At 61.4% G+C, this 16911-nt stretch carries 15 protein-coding genes; 7 read left to right on the plus strand and 8 right to left on the minus strand.

Annotation, left to right across the window (positions count from 1 at the left end; all coding sequences use genetic code 11):
- The first annotated feature begins 65 nt into the window (after positions 1-65).
- Positions 66-941, plus strand: coding sequence for a helix-turn-helix domain-containing protein (locus tag B0E42_RS19850; protein WP_018604226.1), 876 nt, complete (start codon positions 66-68; stop codon positions 939-941).
- A 139-nt stretch (positions 942-1080) separates the two neighbouring features.
- On the opposite strand, the gene B0E42_RS19855 is transcribed toward B0E42_RS19850, so the two are convergent.
- A complete protein-coding gene (locus tag B0E42_RS19855; RefSeq protein WP_018604223.1) occupies positions 1081-1491 on the minus strand; it encodes an HPF/RaiA family ribosome-associated protein in 411 nt (136 codons plus the stop codon).
- A gap of 510 nt (positions 1492-2001) precedes the next feature.
- Here B0E42_RS19855 and B0E42_RS19860 point away from each other — a divergent pair.
- The gene (locus B0E42_RS19860; RefSeq protein ID WP_018604222.1) at positions 2002-2319 is read left to right on the plus strand and encodes a DUF3509 domain-containing protein; all 318 of its coding nucleotides are present in this window, start codon (positions 2002-2004) and stop codon (positions 2317-2319) included.
- Here B0E42_RS19860 and B0E42_RS19865 read toward each other — a convergent pair.
- Positions 2316-2816, minus strand: coding sequence for a phosphate-starvation-inducible protein PsiE (locus B0E42_RS19865; protein ID WP_018604220.1), 501 nt, complete (start codon positions 2814-2816; stop codon positions 2316-2318). The genes B0E42_RS19860 and B0E42_RS19865 overlap by 4 nt on opposite strands.
- Before the next feature lie 336 nt (positions 2817-3152).
- Between B0E42_RS19865 and B0E42_RS19870 the strand changes: the two genes are divergently transcribed.
- Positions 3153-3413 (plus strand): YebG family protein, encoded by a 261-nt coding sequence (locus B0E42_RS19870; RefSeq protein ID WP_003205410.1) that lies wholly within the window; start codon positions 3153-3155, stop codon positions 3411-3413.
- A 71-nt stretch (positions 3414-3484) separates the two neighbouring features.
- Here B0E42_RS19870 and B0E42_RS19875 read toward each other — a convergent pair whose 3' ends face one another.
- Positions 3485-4876, minus strand: coding sequence for a PLP-dependent aminotransferase family protein (locus tag B0E42_RS19875; protein WP_053181772.1), 1392 nt, complete (start codon positions 4874-4876; stop codon positions 3485-3487).
- A 342-nt stretch (positions 4877-5218) separates the two neighbouring features.
- Between B0E42_RS19875 and B0E42_RS19880 the strand changes: the two genes are divergently transcribed.
- Positions 5219-6424 carry a benzoate/H(+) symporter BenE family transporter gene (locus tag B0E42_RS19880; protein ID WP_077507108.1) on the plus strand — a complete coding sequence of 402 codons (1206 nt, stop codon included), beginning with the start codon at positions 5219-5221 and terminating at the stop codon, positions 6422-6424.
- Between the two features lie 128 nt (positions 6425-6552).
- Positions 6553-7791 (plus strand): serine hydroxymethyltransferase, encoded by a 1239-nt coding sequence (glyA, locus tag B0E42_RS19885; protein WP_077507109.1) that lies wholly within the window; start codon positions 6553-6555, stop codon positions 7789-7791.
- Between the two features lie 138 nt (positions 7792-7929).
- On the opposite strand, the gene B0E42_RS19890 is transcribed toward glyA, so the two are convergent.
- Positions 7930-8949, minus strand: coding sequence for a Glu/Leu/Phe/Val dehydrogenase dimerization domain-containing protein (locus B0E42_RS19890; protein WP_053181781.1), 1020 nt, complete (start codon positions 8947-8949; stop codon positions 7930-7932).
- Positions 8950-9136: 187 nt separating this feature from the next.
- On the opposite strand from B0E42_RS19890, the gene B0E42_RS19895 reads away from it, so the two are divergent.
- Positions 9137-9940, plus strand: a complete 804-nt coding sequence (locus tag B0E42_RS19895; RefSeq protein WP_077507110.1) for a SirB1 family protein — start codon at positions 9137-9139, stop codon at positions 9938-9940.
- A 142-nt stretch (positions 9941-10082) separates the two neighbouring features.
- On the opposite strand, the gene maiA is transcribed toward B0E42_RS19895, so the two are convergent.
- From maiA to hmgA, 3 genes are read right to left on the minus strand one after another with little or no spacing between them, the layout of a single operon-like run.
- Entirely contained in the window at positions 10083-10721 is a 639-nt protein-coding gene (gene maiA, locus B0E42_RS19900; protein ID WP_077507111.1) for a maleylacetoacetate isomerase, read from the minus strand.
- 10 nt (positions 10722-10731) lie between these two features.
- Positions 10732-12036, minus strand: a complete 1305-nt coding sequence (fahA, locus tag B0E42_RS19905) for a fumarylacetoacetase (RefSeq protein ID WP_077507112.1) — start codon at positions 12034-12036, stop codon at positions 10732-10734.
- Between the two features lie 3 nt (positions 12037-12039).
- A complete protein-coding gene (gene hmgA, locus B0E42_RS19910; RefSeq protein ID WP_018604206.1) occupies positions 12040-13344 on the minus strand; it encodes a homogentisate 1,2-dioxygenase in 1305 nt (434 codons plus the stop codon).
- A gap of 151 nt (positions 13345-13495) precedes the next feature.
- Here hmgA and B0E42_RS19915 point away from each other — a divergent pair, with 151 nt between their 5' ends.
- A complete protein-coding gene (locus tag B0E42_RS19915; RefSeq protein WP_024616600.1) occupies positions 13496-14293 on the plus strand; it encodes an IclR family transcriptional regulator in 798 nt (265 codons plus the stop codon).
- A 62-nt stretch (positions 14294-14355) separates the two neighbouring features.
- On the opposite strand, the gene B0E42_RS19920 is transcribed toward B0E42_RS19915, so the two are convergent.
- Positions 14356-16905, minus strand: coding sequence for a LuxR C-terminal-related transcriptional regulator (locus B0E42_RS19920; protein ID WP_077507113.1), 2550 nt, complete (start codon positions 16903-16905; stop codon positions 14356-14358).
- Positions 16906-16911: the final 6 nt, after the last annotated feature.

The following is a 16911-nucleotide window of genomic DNA, read 5'->3' on the forward strand; positions in this document are numbered from 1 at the left end:
TTTTCGGCAGGCTGGCTGGCGTGGATCGGCCGACGGAGTAGGATGCAAGCGTTGGAGAACCGATCATGCCCACACTGCAAACCCTGCAAGTCTTTCAAGCCCTCAACAGCTCGCCCAATGCTCGCCTGGAGCACAGCGCCGAGCTCGGGGACGGCTTGGCGGCCGCTTTGTGGAGCAATCACCACGACGCCCAGGACTACGAGGCGCCGACCCACCATACGCTGTCATGCTACATCGCTGGCGGCACCGGTACGTTTCGCCGCGAGCGGCCCGACACCACGGGCGCGCCGGGCAAACTCTGCGTACTGCCCGCCGGACATCAATCGGCCTGGGTCATCAACGGCGACATTCGCCTTGCCCACCTGTATTTCAGCGCTGAACAATTCGCCCTGGGGTGCGTCACGCTGCTGGACCGCGAACCGCGGCAGGTGCAACTGCACGAGGAGACGTTCCTCGACGACCCGCGACAGGCACAGCGTTTTCGCCAGTTGATCGCGCTGAACTGGGACGAACCCGGTGAACGCCTGCTGACCACCAGCCTGGCCCATGACTTGCTCAATCACCTGCTGCTCAGCCAGGTGGGCCAGCGTCAGGGACTTCGCCTCAAAGGCGGCCTGGCCGCTCATCAGCGGCGGTTGCTGGTGGATTACGTCGACAGCCACTTGGCCGATGCCATCAGCCTCGGCCAATTGGCGGCGTTGTGTGCGTTGTCCGAATACCACTTCGCGCGAATGTTCCGCGAAAGCTTCGGGCTGCCTCCTCATCAATATGTGCTGGCTAGACGCTTGACCTGCGCGCGGCATTTGTTGCGCAGCACTTCACAACCGTTGGGCGAGGTGGCATTGGCCTGCGGATTTGCCAGCGCCAGCCACTTCACCAATCGCTTCCGCCAGGCCCTGGGCGCGACGCCTGGAGAGTATCGGCAGGCGTTTTTGCGTTAACCCCGGCTATCGCCATCGCGAGCAGGCTCGCTCCCACAGGAGAATGTGATCAATGCAGAAGCGGAAACCAAACCAATAAAACAAAACGGGCCTGCGATTGCAGGCCCGTTTTTCAGTCGCAAGTGAAATGAACGAGGGTTTAGCCGTGAAGCGCGGCCCGTTCGTTTTCCAGGAACTCCTCTTCCAGCATCGCATCGGCCAAGGCTACGGATTCGCTCGATTTCTCAACGGCGGCGCGCTTGCCGCGCAGTTTGCCGAACAAATGCTCCAGGGCACTTTCAAGTTTGGTCGCCGCGCCTTCGATCGCCAGTTCCAGCGAGTCGGCCTTGTGCGTCACGGAAATCGGCTGATGGCCCTTCGGCCGTGCTTCAAGCTGGCAACGCAGATCATGGGGACCGGGCTTGTCGCCGTTCTCGTCCCGCAAATGAACCTCAACCCGTGTCAGGTCCTCTTCATAACGTTCGAGCGTGCTTTCGATGGTAGTACGTACCCACTCCTCCAGTCGGATGCTGCTTTGAATATGGTTATCGCTGTTGACTTGGATTTGCATAGTTCATCCCTTATTTCAGCTAGCTCGCCGGGGGCCGTCGACGTTGATGCAACGGCCCCTTGAATACAGAGTCGGGCTGGCGGAAGAACAATTCAACCCCTAGAAAAAGATAAATATTCATACGCAAATAAAGCCAGACAACGGGCAAAAGCGCTGTTAATGTCGGGAGTTACCCCTGCCCTGCCTACCCACCGCAAATCATCCCCCCCGCCTGCACCGTCAACGAACATCCGCGCGTTATTGCCCCGAAACGGGCAGCGGCCATAGCCGCATTCCAGAGCGTCCGGCGCTTAGGCTCCGGGATCATTGTCCGACAGTTTTTCCGGCATGCCACTTGCTAACTCCCTGTAGGAGCTGCCGCAGGCTGCGATCTTTTGATCCTGAGGCCTGCCTGGCCCCCAGGAATCTTGCGATGAACACGATCATGGAATGGCCGATGGTCTGGTGTTGCGAACTAATCCCGATCACGGCCGGTCAACAACTGCACGTTCAATCAGGCGGTGACGCATCATGGACAACCCTTTTCAGATCATTACCGACGCTTTTGCGCCGCATTATCAAATCAACCTGAGTATCCAGGGCCTGGATGGCAGCATCATGCTGACCCTGTCCAAGAGCGGGCGCGTCGTCGCCAAACGCATGATCAGCGCCCAGCAGCGCAACGACCCGGAACGGCTCAAGCGCCTGGTGCAAAGTATTCAGTTCGGGATCGCCATCGAGCAGGGCCACAGCGCCGTGGCCATCCTCGAAGCCATGACTGGCGGTGACAACATCAAGCTGCCACCACCGCACGCCCAGGGGCCGGCGCCCTCTGCCGTCGGGATTTAGATTTCTCCTTTCTCCACTTCGGCATGCTCGCTGGTACCCGCACCGACCTTGCGGTGCGGGTGCTCGATCTTCACCGAAGGGAACTGCGACGAAGCGTAGCGCACCACCAGGATCGAAAACGCCAGCAGCAGGATGCCACCGCACAGGTAAATGATCCCCAGGTCGGGCGGGCTGTGGTGGGAGACGTTGGAAATCAGCAGCCGCGTCAGCGCCGTGATCGCCACGTAGATCAGAAACCGCACCGGCATGTGGTTGGTCTTGAAGTAGATCCCGACCATGGCCCCCAATTCCAGGTAGATAAACAGCAGCAGGATGTCGTCGATCTTGATGTGCCCAGTCTCGAGCATCTGCAAGAACTCCATCACCGCCGCCCACGCGGTCACCGCACCGATGGCGAACAGCGCCAGGTAGTGGAAGGTCTCGACGAACAGGTTTCCCAGGGACTCGGCCAGTTGATGGACGTTCTGGCGCAGGTTCTCGGCCCAGTTGATTTTCACGATGTAGTTTCCTTAGGTCGGTTCGACCGGATGATGCGGGTTGGACGTGACGGTTGTTCTGCATGCAGAAAAAAGGCCAGCGCCTGGGGGTGAGATGGCGATAGGCTGGTATCCGGCACTTTGGAGAGTTTCATGCGGCCTGATCGCGAGCAAGCTTTGCTCCCACACAAGCTTTGCTCCCGCAAACTTTTCACCCACAAGCTTTGCCCTCACATGCCGAAATCGGTCTACATTAAAAAGCCACTATCCAAAGCAAGAGGATTCGCTTATCCTTTTGCCTGTATATAAATACAGTAGTCACAAAGACAACCAATGTGAAGGCATGTGAGGTGGTGAATGGCCGTCGAAGTGGTATACCGCAGCAGCCGAGATCTGGAGCGCTTGTTCATGGATAAAGCCGAAGCTGACCGTCATGACAAAATGCTGGAACTCGCCGAATTGCTGGCAGAGGTGTTGCAAAAAGCCGTTCCATCGCTGAGCGAGCAACAGGTCGAGGAAGCCGGGATCTACATGGCGAAGAATCGTGATGTGTTCGCCAAGGCATTCAAGAGCCAACCGGACGCCTTGTCCGAACTGCTCAATCCGTCAGACGAATAACCAAAAAGATCGCAACCTTCGACAGCCCTACGTGGAACACCGTGTAGGAGCTGCCGAAGGCTGCGATCTTTTTAGTAATAACGACGCGGATCCGAATCGATCAAGCTGGCCAGTTTGGTCAGGGCGAAGCGCAGTTCGTCCTGGCTGGTGGGGGACATCAACACCAGCCGCACGCACCGAGTGGTGCCTGAGCGCTCAGCCTGGAACTGGGTGCCGCTGAGCAGCAGTACGCCGTTGGCCCGGGCGAGCATGGTGAACTCGTCGCTGGTCCATGGCTCCGGCAGCGTCAACCAGACGTGATAGGAATATGGCTGGGTCTTGAGCTCGAAATTGGCAAAGATTTCCTGGGCGATCGCTTGTCGCCCCGCCGCCTCGTTGCGCTGGATGCGGATCAGTTTCTTGTCCAGGCCTTCGGTAATCACATTGCTGGCCAACTGCGCGGTCAACGGCGACGGCATCCAGACACTGCTGCGCACCATCGAGGTCAGGCGCGACAGCAATTTAGGCGGGCTGTAGATGTAACCGACGCGAAGCGCCGGCATGACCGATTTCGACAGGCTGGTCAGGTACACCGAACGGTCCGGCGCAAAGGCCGACAGTGGCTTGATCGACGGATCGGTGGCGAGGAAGCCATAGATATCATCGTCCAGGATGATGAAGTCGAATTCCTCGGCAAGCGCGGCGATCTGGGCCCGACGTTTCTGCGACATGATCGCCGCCGTCGGGTTCTGGCAGGTCGCCACGCAAACCAGCATCGCCGGTTTCTCGCGCAGGCACAGTTCGCGCAACGCTTCAGGAATGATGCCTTCGTCATCCATCGGCACGCCGCGCAGGCGGCGCTCCAGGCCATGGGCCAGGGAAATGATGCCGGGGTAGCAAAGCGCTTCGCAGAGCACCAGGTCACCCGCATTGGTCAGGGCGCTCATCGCGACCATCAAGCCATGCTGGGCCCCTGCGGTGATCACCACTTGCTGCCATTGCGCGTCGGGCAATGAATGACGCAACCATTGCGCCCCCGCCTCGCGATGCGCCGGGTGCCCGCCATCCGGCGCGTAATCCAGTGCACGCGCGAAATCGGTGCTTTTTGCCATGCCCACCAGCGCGCCGCGCAACCAGTACTCCAGGGTTTCGCTGTAGGGCTTGATGATCGAAAGATCGAGCAGTTCGGATTGCCCCAGGTTCAGCGGCGCGGAGGCGCTGTTGCTGGCCGGCAGTTCCAGCTGCTTCTGGTTGAGCACGTAGGTGCCACGCCCCACTTCCCCCTGCACCAACCGACGCCGATGAGCCTCGCTATAGGCCCGGCTGATGGTGCCCGGCGTGACATTCAAGGTGGTGGCCAGCTCCCGCAAGGTCGGCAGGCGATCGCCCTCGTTCAGCACGCCGTTGTTGATATCGCGCGCCAATGCATCGGCAATCGACAAATACATCGGCTGGCTGAACTCGCTTAGCTGGGGAACCCACATGAATGATCACTGCCCATCGTAGAAATGATGAATATCCGAGCATATCACATGGAGGTTAGGTAACTAATAATTCGACACAATCAACAAATTGAATCGATTGAATCGATTATTGAATCGTTTCTCAATGCGACATTGAGAATTTTTCATAATAAATAATATCAATTAAAATCAAATAGTTAGCTACTTAAAGACGCAAAAACAACCCGTCATAGCAGAAAAATATCTCGTAACAATCTCGCCTCCTATTGAATCAATTCAATTCATTCAAATACACTAATCTAGAATCGAAGCAATCGACTCAATCATTCACTGCGCGCCCCTGTCGCGCCAAGTCGAGACATCATGGACACATTCAGAAAGGATCTATCCCTGTCGGCGATCATCGCGGGCTTCATCGCCGTGATCATTTCCTACGCCGGCCCGCTCATCATCGTGTTCCAGGCAGCCAAGGAAGCGCACCTGCCCAACGACGTGGTGTCTTCATGGATCTGGGCCATTTCCATTGGCAGCGGGATTACCGGACTGCTCCTGAGCTGGCGCCTGCGTGTTCCGGTCATCACCGCGTGGTCGACACCGGGGGCAGCGTTACTGGTGTCGATGCTGCCCACCGTGACCCTGCCCCAGGCCATCGGTGCCTATGTGGTGGCGTCGGTGATCATCGCGCTGGTCGGCCTGTCCGGTGCGTTCGACAAATTGATGAGCCGCCTGCCCAAGGCCATTGCCGCCGCCATGCTCGCCGGGATCCTGTTCCGCTTCGGCGCCGAGCTGTTCACCTCGATCAAGCTGCAGCCGGCGCTGGTGTTGGCGATGATCGCGGCGTACCTGATCTTCAAGCGCTTTTCGCCACGCTACGCGATCCTGTCGGTGCTGATCGTCGGTTGCGCGGTGGCCGCCTCGTTCGGTGAACTCAACAGCACCTCGATCACCATCGCCGTGGCCCAGCCGGTCTTCATCGCCCCTGAATGGAGCTGGCACGCAATCATCAATATCGGCCTGCCCCTGGCGCTGGTGACCTTGACCGGCCAGTACGTGCCAGGCATGGCCGTGTTGCGCACCTCGGGCTACAACACGCCAGCACGCTCGATCATTTCGGTCACCGCGATTGGCTCGATCCTGATGGCCCCGTTCGGTTCCCACGGTTTTAACCTGGCGGCCATTACCGCAGCGATCTGCACCGGCCGCGAAGCCCACGAAGACCGCGATAAACGCTACATGGCCGGGATCGCCTGCGGGGTGTTCTACATTCTGATGGGCACCTTTGGCGCCACCCTGGCCTCGGTGTTCTCCGCACTGCCGAAAGAATTGATCGCCTCCCTCGCCGGCCTCGCCTTGTTTGGCGCGATCAGTGCCGGACTGACCGGCGCCATGGCTGACGAGAAACAACGCGAAGCTGCCCTGATCACCTTCCTAGTAACAGCTTCGGGCATGAGCTTCCTCGGCCTGGCTGCTGCATTCTGGGGCTTGATCTTCGGCCTCGTGGCGCACTTCGTGCTGACCTACACCCGCGAACGCAAGGCCACCGTTATCGCCGAGGGCAGCCGACCATGACCGCTCGATGCAACCAATCGAACGCTTGCCACCCACCAGCCTGACCGACTCGACTAAAGCCAGCCACGGGTGTTGCCGCACTACGTGACTGCGCCACTGGCCGAAGCACTTACCCAAGGAATCACACCATGAGCCTGCACAATTTCGACCCCACCATTGCCCGCCTGATCGACCGCGAGCGCAACCGCCAGGAAACCCACCTGGAGCTGATCGCTTCGGAAAACTATGTCAGCGAGGAAGTGCTCCAGGCCCAGGGTTCCGTGCTCACCAACAAATACGCCGAAGGCTATCCGGGCAAGCGTTACTACGGCGGCTGCAAGGTCGTCGATGAAATCGAGAACCTGGCCATCGAACGCGCTCGCAAGTTGTTCAACTGCGAATACGTCAACGTGCAGCCGCACTCCGGTTCCCAGGCCAACCAGGCGGTTTTCCTGGCGGTACTTGAACCCGGCGACACCATCCTGGGCATGTCCCTGGCCCATGGCGGCCACCTGACCCACGGCGCCTCGGTGAATTTTTCCGGCAAGATCTACCGGGCATTTTCCTATGGCCTGGACACGGAAACCGAAACCCTCGACTACGAAGAAATGGAAGCCCTGGCCAGGGAACACCGGCCGAAGATGATCATCGCCGGGGCCTCGGCCTATTCGCGGACCATCGACTTCCAGCGCTTTCGCAAAATCTGCGATGAAATCGGCGCCTACCTGATGGTGGACATGGCGCACTACGCCGGGTTGATCGCTGCCGGCGTGTACCCGTCGCCGGTGGGGATCGCCGACTTCATCACCTCTACCACCCACAAGACCTTGCGCGGCCCGCGCGGCGGTCTGATCCTGGCCAAGGCGCAATATGGTGCCCTGCTCGACAAGACGATTTTCCCGGTGTACCAGGGCGGCCCGCTGATGCACGTCATCGCCGCCAAGGCCGTGGCGTTCAACGAAGCCTTGGGCGACGGGTTCAAGCATTACCAGCAGCGGGTGATCGACAACGCCCGGGTCATGGCCGACGTCCTGACCCGACGCAGCTTGCGGGTGGTGTCCGGCGGTACCGACTGCCACATGTTCCTGCTCGATCTGCGCTCGATGAACATCACCGGCAAAGACGCCGAGGCGCTGCTGGAAAGTGCCCACATCACCCTGAACAAAAACGCGATCCCCAACGATCCGCAGAAACCGGCCATCACCAGCGGCATTCGCATCGGCACGCCGGCACTGACCACGCGCGGCTTTGGCGAAGCGGAATGTGCCGAAGTGGCGAACTTGATCGCCGACCTGCTGGAACAGCCGGACAACGCGGCGCGTCTGGAAAACACCCGACGCCGAGTGATGCATTTGTGCGAGTGCTTTCCGGTGTATCTGCTGAGGTAATTGCATCTGTGGGAGCAAAGCTTGCTCGCGATGAACGATGACTCGGTTAGCCTGAACAGTCGCGGCGCCTGCATCGCGGGCAAGCCTTGCTCCCACAGATAGGCTGCTTCACTGCTACCCATTACTTCCTTTTGATTTTCAGCGGTACAACAAACGCTCCGCCAGCTCATCGGCCACCCGCGCCGGTGAGCGCTTCTCCGCCTGGGCGTGGGCAAAGACTTCCGTGAGCCGGGCACCGATCTTCGACAAATGCGCAGTGATCGTCGACAGTTCTTCGCCGCGATGCTTCAGCGCGACGTAGATCAGCCCGCCGGAGTTGATCACGTAATCCGGCGCATAGAGAATTCCACGTCTTTCCAACTGGTCGGCCACTTGCAGGTTGCTCAACTGATTATGGGCCGAGCCGGCAACGGCCGAGCAGCGCAGTTGCGCCACACTTTGGCTGTTGAGCACCCCACCCAGTCCGCAGGGGGCAAGGATGTCGCAGGGCGTGCTGAGCAACGCGTCGTTGGCGATCGGGTGGGCGCCCAGTTGCTCCATCGCCAATTGCACCTTGCCGGGGTCGATGTCACTGACCAGCAGTTCGGCACCCGCCGCGTGCAGCTGTTCGGCCAGGGCATAACCGACATTGCCCAGGCCCTGGATCGCTACCCGCAGGCTTTCGAGGTTATCGCTGCCCAGACGGGCCATGGCGGTGGCACGGATGCCGGCAAAGACTCCCATCGCCGCATGGGGCGCGGGGTCTCCCGAGGCCGTGGTACTGGTGACATGACGAGTCTGCAGGGCGATGCAATCCATGTCGGCCACCGACGTGCCGCTGTCGATGGCTGTGATGTAGCGCCCGTCCAATTGCTCGATACAACGGCCGAAGGCTTCGAACAGCGCCGCCCGACTCTCGACATGGGCCGGGCGCATGATCACCGCCACCCCGCCGCCCACGGGCAAGCCGGCCAGCGCCGCCTTGTAGCTCATGCCTTGGGCCAGCCGCACGGCATCGACCACGGCACTTTCGTCGTCGGGGTAGGCAAGGTAACGACAGCCCCCCAGGGCGGGCCCCGGACGACTGCAATGAATGGCAATCACCGCCTTCAACCCGGTTGCCGGGTCTACGCTTAGGTGCAGCGATTCAAGGCGGGAGCTTTGCATGAGAGCAAACATCGAAAGGCTCCCGAATCACTTTTGTTTGTTTCGCCAGTATAGGCGTGCAGTCGAAATTTGCTGGAGCACGCCGGAATAAGTACCCAGGGTGATCATTCTTTTTCGGCATAACCTGTTGCAGCCTCTTTCCGAGACTGGACGAAAATCCATGGCAGGGCTAAAACGGGAGCATAGCCCGGAGAGTTTGATGAAACCGCGCCAAGCCTTTTTTGATTGTCTGCACCGCTCGCCACCGGCGCTGTTCGAAGCGGCGCTGTGGATCGCTGCCGAACATGATCGCGAGGTCGACGTACCGGCCTTGCTGAAGGATTTCAAGGAGCTGCAACAGCGGGTCAGCCATGGCCTGCCGATGCTGCCAGTCAGCGAACTGGGCCAGCCCTTGCTGCGGCGACTCAATGACTTGGGTTTCGCCCAGGACGACTTCACACCTCTACGGCCGCGAGCGGCGCTGCTGGACAAAGTCCTGGCACGCAAACGCGGGCAACCCCTGGCCCTCGGCCTGATTGCCCTGGAACTGGCCCGAGGCCTGGAAATTCCGATGGTCGGTGTCAATTTCCCCGGGCATTTCCTGTTGAAGGTACCCGGCGCCGATCACCTGCTCGATCCGTGCGGTGGCCGGCGGTTGTACCCCAATGACTGCCGGGAACTGCTACAGCGCCAATACGGCACGAACATGCCGCTCAAGGCTGAGCACCTGGTCAACGCCGAGCCGATGCAGATGCTGCAACGCCTGTCGCGCAACCTGCGTCAATTGCATCTGGCGAACGACGATTACATCGCGGCCCTGATCGACGCCGAACGGGTGCTGGAACTGGGCAACGCCAGCGCCGCCGACTACCTGGCCCGCGCCAGCCTGTATCAACGACTCGATTGCCCCAACGCCGAACGCTTCGACCTGGAGCATGCCCTGATGCTCAGCGACGATCCGATCCAGCGAATCCGGCTGACGGAGCGGCTGGGGCATTTGCCGCCGAATTCGGTGGTGCATTGAGTGGTCGTAAGGCTGCACATCTTTGTCGACGGTTGAATCGCCTTCGCGAGCAAGCCCGCTCCCACACATTTGATCGGCGTACACCCGAATCAATGTGGGAGCGGGCTTGCTCGCGAAGACGGCAGACCAGCCAACATCAATATCAAGTAGGAGTATCCGGCTGATTCGCCGGGTGCGCCTGCTGGAACGCCGCATGCCCAGCCGCCAAGGCCGCGACGCGACGGATCCGCGGATACGCCAGCAACGAAACATTGAACCGCTCGGCCGCGTACAACTGCGGGATCAGGTACACATCCGCCAGCCCCGGCACTGCACCGAAGCAATAGCCGTCGTCGCCAATCAACTGCTCCACCGCCGCCAATCCCTGGCTGATCCAGTGCCCGATCCACTCCGTCACCTGCGTTTCATCGTGGCCCCACTGCCGCAGCTTGTTGAGCACGCTGACGTTGTGCAGGGGGTGAATATCACAACCGATCAGCGCGGCGACGCCACGCTCATGGGCGCGCACCGCCAGGTCGGCGCTGAGCAGCGGCACCTGTGGATAACGTTCTTCCAGGTATTCGATGATGGCGGGCGATTGCACCAGCAGCGCGCCCTCATCGGTACGCAACGCCGGTACCCGGCCCTGGGGGTTGATCGCCAGGTAGGCCGGCTGGCGATGCTCGCCCCCAGGCGCAGCGATCAGGTTGACGGGCAAGGCTTGGTAATCCAGGCCCTTGAGCACCAACGCAATGCGTACCCGGTAGGACGAGGTAGAGCGGTAGTAGGTATAGAGTTCCATGCGCTGCCCCTCAACGCGCCGGCAGAATCTTGCCCCGGCACTCGCCGAAGCCGATGGACGCGAAACCCTCGCGGCGGCAGCGGGCTCGCAAGATGATTTCGTCACCGTCCTCAAGGAATCGGCGCACTTCGCCAGACGCCAGTTCGATCGGTTTTTTACCGCCTTCGGTGATTTCCAGCAGGCTGCCGAATTGATGGTTTTCAGGGCCCGACAAGGTGCCCGAGCCAAACAGGTCGCCGGCCTGCAACTGGCAACCGTTGACGCTGTGGTGCGCAACCATTTGCGCCACGGTCCAGTACATGTACTGGGTGTTGCTCAGGGTCAGGCGCTGGGCCGGCAGGTTTTGCTCGCCCATGGCCTCGGTCAGCAACAGGACTTCCAGTTCGATGTCGAAGGCACCGCCGGCCTGGTCACGCTTGTCCAGCAGATACGGCAGCGGTTGCGGATCGCTTTCCGGGCGTGCCGGTTGCGGGCGACGGAACGGTTCCAGGGCTTCAGCCGTCACCACCCATGGCGAAATACTGGTCAGGAAACTCTTCGACAGAAATGGTCCCAAGGGCTGGTATTCCCACGCCTGGATATCTCGGGCCGACCAGTCGTTGAGCAGGCAGAACCCGCCGATGTGCTCGGCGGCATCGCCGATGGGGATCGGTTCGCCCAGGGCATTGCCCTTGCCAATCCAGATGCCCAGCTCCAGCTCATAGTCCAGTCGCGCACACGGGCCGAAGGTCGGCTCGGCCTGGCCCGCTGGCAGGGTCTGGCCCTTGGGACGGCGCACGTCGGTGCCGGACGGGCGAATGGTCGAGGCGCGACCGTGGTAACCGATGGGGACGTATTTGTAGTTGGGCAGCAACGGATTGTCGGGGCGGAACAGCTTGCCGACATTCTGCGCGTGCTCGATACCGACGTAGAAGTCGGTGTAGTCGTTGATCCTGGCCGGCAAGTGCATTTGGCAGTCGGCAGCGAGGAGCAGCAATTTCGCGCCCAGGGCTTCTACCTTGCCACGCAGGGAGCTGTCCTCGCGCAGCAGTTCCAGCAGTCGTTCACGCAGGGCAACCCGGGCGCCTCGGCCCAGGTCGAAAAATGCATTCAACTGGCCGTCGGCCATGGCTTCGACAGCTTGGCGTGCCGCGCCGTCAAACAAGCCCGCGTGCAGCGCCGCCTGCAGATCGAAAATCCGCTCGCCAATCGCCACGCCGCTGCGCAGGGCACCGCCATCGACACTGAAGATACCCAATGGCAGGTTCTGCAACGGGAAGTCCGCATGGCCGTTGGCACAGGCGACCCAGCTACGGGCAGGGGAAAGTTGAGTCATGGGTTATCTCCGGGTCGGGTCGAACGTGACAGGCAGCGAGGCCCAACATGCATCGTAGTCGGTTTGCAATTGCGGGCAGTCCAGGGCGAAACGGCTTGGACGCAGCACTTGGCTGGTCTCGAACATGAACGCCATGGTGTTGTCGATTTTCGCTGGTTGAAGTTCAGCGTTGATTGCCTTGGTACAGGTCTCGCCGTCCGGGCCATGGGCACTCATGCAGCTGTGCAAGGACGCGCCGCCCGGCAGGAAACCTTCGGCCTTGGCATCGTAGGCACCCTGGATCAGGCCCATGAATTCGTTCATCAGGTTGCGGTGGAACCACGGCGGACGGAAGGTGTTTTCCGCCACCATCCAGCGTGGCGGGAAGATCACGAAATCGAGGTTGGCCAGGCCGTGGACGCTGGTGGGCGAGGTCAGCACGGTGAAAATCGACGGGTCCGGGTGATCGAAGCTGACCGTGCCAAGGGTGTTGAAGCGGCGCAGATCATATTTATACGGCACGTTGTTGCCGTGCCAGGCCACCACGTCGAGGGGCGAATGATCCAGCTCGCAACCCCACAACTCACCGAGAAATTTCTGCACCAGCGGGGTCGGTTGCGCGAGGTTTTCGTAATGGGCGACCGGCGTCAGGAAGTCCCGCGGGTTCGCCAGGCCATTGCTGCCGATGGGCCCGAGGTCCGGCAGGCGCAGCGGCGCGCCATGGTTTTCGGCGAGGTAACCACGGGCCTGCGGGTCGAGCAGTTCAATGCGAAATTTCAGGCCCCGGGGCAGCACGACGATTTCCAGCGGTGCCAGTTCCAGCACGCCCAACTCGGTGGTGATCCGCAGCCGTCCCAGTTGCGGCACGATCAGCCATTCACCGTCGGCATTGAAAAATACCCGCTCCATGGAGCGGTTGGCCCGGTACTGATAAAGGCTGATGCCGGCCGGTTTGTCCGCACCGGCATTGGCCGCCATGCACACCAGCCCATCGATGAAATCGGTGGGCTCGGCGGGAATCTCCAGCGGGTTCCAACGCAGGCGATTGGGCGTGACGTCGCCCAACGGGCCTCCCGCCAGTTGCCGTTCGAGCTTGGTGAAGGCCGGGTGATTGGCCGACGGCCGGATGCGATACATCCAGGTACGCCGCGCTTCACTGCGGGCCATGGTGAACGCCGTGCCGGAGAACAACTCGGCATAGAGACCGTACGGGGCTTTCTGCGGCGAGTTCTGGCCGACGGGCAGTGCGCCAGGCAATGCCTCGCTGGCAAATTCGTTGCCCAAGCCTGATTGGTAAGCCAGGTCCGACGCTGGGGAATCGAGGTTCATGGAGCCTCCAGGAATGCGGCCCGTCACTCAACGGAGTGGTTGAGGCGCACCGGGTTATTTTTATCGTAATTCAATTACGCATAACGTAATTTGCTCGACGGCGACCGTCAAGCTATAAAGACGCCCATTCGCCTCTGGACCCTGCGCCTTTATGGAAACCCCGCTCAGCAACGGTAAACAGAAAGTCCGCTCGGCCGAAGTCGGCACCGACATCCTCAAGGCCCTGGCCGAACTGTCGCCCTCCACGTCGCTGTCGCGGCTGGCCGAACACGTGCAAATGCCGGCGAGCAAGGTTCATCGGTATCTGCAGGCCTTGATCGCCAGTGGGTTTGCCGAGCAGAACGCCGCCACCAACCACTACGGCCTGGGCCGCGAGGCCCTGCGCGTAGGCCTGGCAGCGCTCAACGGCATGGACGTGCTGCAAGTGGCCGCCCTGCCCCTGGCCGAATTGCGCGACGACTTGAACGAAACCTGCTTCCTGGCGGTGTGGGGCAACCATGGCGCGACCGTGGTGCGCATCGAACCCGCCGTGCGGGCCGTGACCGTGGTGACGCAACTGGGCTCGGTATTGCCACTGCTCAGTTCGTCCACCGGGCTGGTGTTCAGCGCTTATCTGCCGGCGCGCGAGACCATCGGCTTGCGCGAGCAGGAAGTACAGGGCACCGAGCGCCACGCTCTGGCCGACGACCACGTCTATGCCGCCCTGTGCGAGCAGATTCGCAGTCGCGGCCTGCACCATGTGCATGGTTTGCTGATGCCGGGCGTGGATGCCTTGTCCGCTCCGGTCTTCAATGCCGTCGGCGAGGTGAAAGCGGTGATGACCATCGTTGGTCCGACCTCGCTGTTCCACGCCGACGAAAACGGCCCGGCGGCGCAACGCCTGTTGGCGGCGACCCGGGCCGTGAGTTGGCGGATGGGGTATGAAGCGGGTCCGGGATCAGCCCAGTAAATCCGGGACAATCCTGATCACTAGATCATTGAGATGAGGGTGATCAGTTGCCGATGGGGACATTAGCCCATCACCCCCATGACCTTGGCTTTTGCCACCGCCTGCGTACGCCGCTGGACGCCCAACTTGCTGTGGATCCGCCGCGAATGGGTTTTCACCGTGTGCAACGATATGAACAGCTTTTCGGCAATCTGTTGGTTTGAATGACCTTGCGCAATCAGCTCCAGGACTTCCAGTTCGCGATGACTGAGCAAGGTGTCCTCGGTGCTGGCAGGCAGCTCGACCGGCTCTGCCGATTGTGCCCAGCGCACCAACTCGGGCTGGCGCAAGCGCAGCTCGCACAAGGCTTGCTGGGCCCGCCAGCAAGTGACTCGCTTGAGCCCCTCTTGCAGGAGTGTCCGGGCCTGGGAACGATCGCCGGACAACCAGACAACCTCCGTCAATACCAGATGCAGTTCGGTTTCCAAGCTGTGCATTTCACTCTGTTGTGCCCGGTCGATCATGGCTTGCAGGCGCGCCTGCGGATCCTGTGCCCGTTGCAGGTAGACCTCGGCCAACACCAACAGGTATTCAAGCCGCGCAATCAACTCCAGGGTCGCGGGAGGTGCGTGCTTGGCCTGCGGTCCGTGAAAATGGCGCAAGACGCGGGTCAAGGCCTCATGGGCCAGTTCCGCCCGCCCCTGTTGCAACCAGAACTGGCAACTGGTTTGCAACAACACGCCACGGTAAACGGTGTCGGGGATGTGCCGCTGCTGCATGATCCGCTCGGCATCGCGCAATTGCATGAAAGCCTCGCCATAGTCGCCCTGGTTGGCCGCCACGCTGGCCTTGCCGAGAAAGCCATAGAGCACCTGTTTGTCCTGGCTGTGCAGGCCCGTTTCCAGGCCCGTTTGAAACTGCTCGGCGGCCCGTTCCTCGAAGCCCATGCGCAATGCCAGGCGCCCGCGCCGCAGGGCAATACGTCCCAACAACGGGGAAAAATCCTGGCCCGGTTTATCCAGCAGCGCCTGAACGGCGGCCAGCAGATGATCCGCTCGGTGAGGCGCGCCACGTTGTTCCAGGACTTGGGCGTGGTCCAGTTCCAGCAACCCTTCGAATACCAGCGAGCCTTGCGCACGCGCCAGGCACAGTGCCTGGCGGTTGATCCGATGCGCAGAAGCCAGTTCGCCTGCAATCAGCGCCTGCTGCGTCAGCCCTCCCAGGCACAGCACCCGTTGGGCCCAGGCGTCGGGGTCCAGACTGGCCTGGGCCTGGAGGAAATGCTCGCGCGCCAGTTCACCATCACCCGAGAGGTGCGACAACCAGCCCTGCAAGACCAGCCACCTGGCCAGCACCTGTCGCTGCCGGCAGGCCGAAGGCTGCGGCATGAACCGGGCCAGTTGCTCAATGCATGTCGATGCCGCGTCGAAGCGTCCGGCGAACAACAGCGCAGCGGTGACCAACCCCACCGATTGCGGCGTACCGAGGCTCAGCGCTTCGCCTTGTTGATCGTGCAAGCCCAGCAACAGCACCACGTTGCGGCGCTGCAAGACGTGCTCGAAGCTCAGATGCTGCAAGAAACTCACGGCAGTCTCGAACTCCTCGGCCAACATGGCTTGCTCGAACGCCATTTGCCAGTCCTGCTCGGCAGCAAACCACTGACAGGCCCGTCGATGCCAGGAACGCCCCTGCGACCAGGGCTCTTCGCGCACCAGCCGGGCCAGGGCCGGGAAAATCTGCAACCAATCCGAGGTCTGTTCCCACGGCTCGATGAAACACCCCAGCTCCAGCAACAACGGCAGGCATTGCGCACCCACGGTGTCGCCGAACAGGTGTTCACACAACCGGGCATTGAAGCGCGGCAGATGCGCCAGCACACGCCAGGCCTGCGCCAGATCCGGGGTCAGGGTGCTGAACAGTTCGTACTCCAAGTAGTCGAGCAAGGTCCCCGGTCGTCCTGGCGTCGCCTGACTGCGCGCCCATTCGCAGCGCGAAAGCAAGGTGATGCGCACCCCGGCACACCAGCCACCGTTGCGCTGAATCACCTCGCGGGCGGTGCGGGCAGCCTGGGGGCCGGGCAGATGACGAAGCAGTGGCTGGATATCGTCAGGGGTGAAGAACAACGCCTGCGCATCAAACTCGTGCAGCTCGTCATCAAGCAACAGCCGCGGCCAGTTGCAGTGGGGACGGCGGCGGCCATTCAACCACAGGTGCAACGCCGGACTGCTGGTGTTCAACAGACGGTCGAGCAACTGGTCCAGTTCGGGATTCGGCGCCCGGCAGTAATCATCCAGGAACAACCATGTGGGGGTTTGCAAACGCGCCAGGTGGGCCAGCAGTCCCGCTTCGTCCTGCAGGGGCAACCCGAGGGCCTGGGCCAGCTGCTCGCACATTTGCGCCGCGCTCAACGCCGCGCCCCCCAGTGGCAACCAATGCAGTCGACAGTCGCTGGGGGCCTGCAGGAAGCACTCGGCGAACAACGCACTCTTGCCACTGCCCGCGGGCGCGCAGAGCAGTTTTACCCGCGCTTCGGACGTCAGCAGCGGCTCGCTCAGGGACCGCCGCGGCAGATGCGTCGAGGACAGGCGCGGCAGCAATCCTGGACGGTCCGGACACGGAGTCATGGCGGTCATGGGGGA

Source organism: Pseudomonas sp. A25(2017) (genome assembly GCF_002001065.1).
GTDB classification, from domain to species: Bacteria; Pseudomonadota; Gammaproteobacteria; order Pseudomonadales; family Pseudomonadaceae; genus Aquipseudomonas; species Aquipseudomonas kilonensis.